The following is a 1,312-nucleotide window of genomic DNA, read 5'->3' as shown; positions in this document are numbered from 1 at the left end:
TGAGGGGCCTCGGGTTTTCTGGACAGCCAGCGTTACGATCGCTGGTAGAACGGAAAGCAGGAATTGTGAGTCAGGGACGCACCTACAAGCCCGAGTTCAAGCAGATGGCCATCGATATGGCGCTCGATGGCGGCAAATCCGTTGCCAAGGTGGCCGCGGAACTCGATATCAACGAGTGGACGCTCCGGAATTGGGTGAAGCAAGCCCGCAAGCAGCGACGGATTACCGGCGCAACTCCCGATCAAACCAGTGAGTCCATGTCCATGGAATCACCGGAGATGCGTCGGGCCGAACAACGCATCCGTGAACTCGAGATGGAAGTCGCGTTCCTAAAAAAAGCAGCCGCGTACTTCGCGAAGGAGCAGTAGCGACCGAACGCTATGAGTTCATCGAGCTCATGCGCGAAGACGTGAAGTACGCTTTCCCCGTGGTATGGATGTGCCGCCAGCTTGAGGTCGCCAAGAGCGGCTACTACGAATGGCGAGATCGCCCTGCGTCGGTGACCGACCAACGACGTGCGGCACTGACGGCACAGATCAAGGACATCTTCGAGATGTCCGACTCGACCTACGGTTATCGGCGCGTTCACGCGCAGCTGCGCCGCAACGGTGTCACGGTCGGACCGGAACTGGTCCGCTTCCTCATGCGCGAGGCTGGCCTGGTGCCGTGCCAGCCGAAGCCCAAGCGGGTCAACCTGACTGACCCGGTCGAGGCCACCGACGTGCCCGACCGTGTCAAACGCGAGTTCACCGCGCCGGCGCCGGGGATGAAGTTCGTCGGTGATATCACCTATGTTGCCACCGCGGAAGGCTGGTTGTATCTGGCGACCGTGATCGACTGCTGTACTAAGGAAGTCATCGGTTATAGCATGGCCGATCATTTCCGCACCGATTTGATTATCGAGGCTATGGAGATGGGTCGCCGTGATCGGCGGCTCGGCCGGGGCGCGATCTTCCATTCGGATCGGGGATCGAATTATATGTCGCAACGGTTCAGCGAGTATTGCGCCTCGCATGGGCTGCTGCGGTCGGTGGGGCGGACTGGTATCTGCTTCGATAACGCGATGGCAGAAAGCTTTTTCGCGGCGCTGAAGAACGAACTCGTATCCCGAGTCACATACACGACCCGTCGCGAAGCCAAGCGTGACATCATGCGATATATTGAATTGTGGTACAACACTCGGCGGCTTCACTCCGCTGTCGACTATCGACCACCAGTCGAAGTCCGGGAAGCCTACGAGCTGACCTGATAGGAAGACATCACCCCAGGAAGTTGTCAGCAACCAACTGTCCGAAAAATGCGGGGCACCTCA

At 58.8% G+C, this 1,312-nt stretch carries 2 protein-coding genes; both read left to right on the top strand.

The genetic code is table 11. The annotated features are described in order from the left end of the window. The coding region (locus H613_RS0120590; RefSeq protein WP_156926166.1) for a transposase at positions 1–368 on the top strand (368 nt) is incomplete at its 5' end. Between the two features lie 20 nt (positions 369–388). After that, on the top strand, positions 389–1,249 hold the full coding sequence (locus H613_RS0120585) for an IS3 family transposase (protein ID WP_245598622.1): 861 nt from the start codon (positions 389–391) through the stop codon (positions 1,247–1,249). The last annotated feature ends 63 nt before the right edge of the window (positions 1,250–1,312 follow it).

The sequence above is a fragment of the Glycomyces arizonensis DSM 44726 genome (assembly GCF_000482705.1).
GTDB lineage: Bacteria > Actinomycetota > Actinomycetes > Mycobacteriales > Micromonosporaceae > Glycomyces > Glycomyces arizonensis.
The sequence above is the reverse complement of the archived record's forward strand: the minus strand, read 5'-3'. Positions and strand labels throughout refer to the sequence as shown.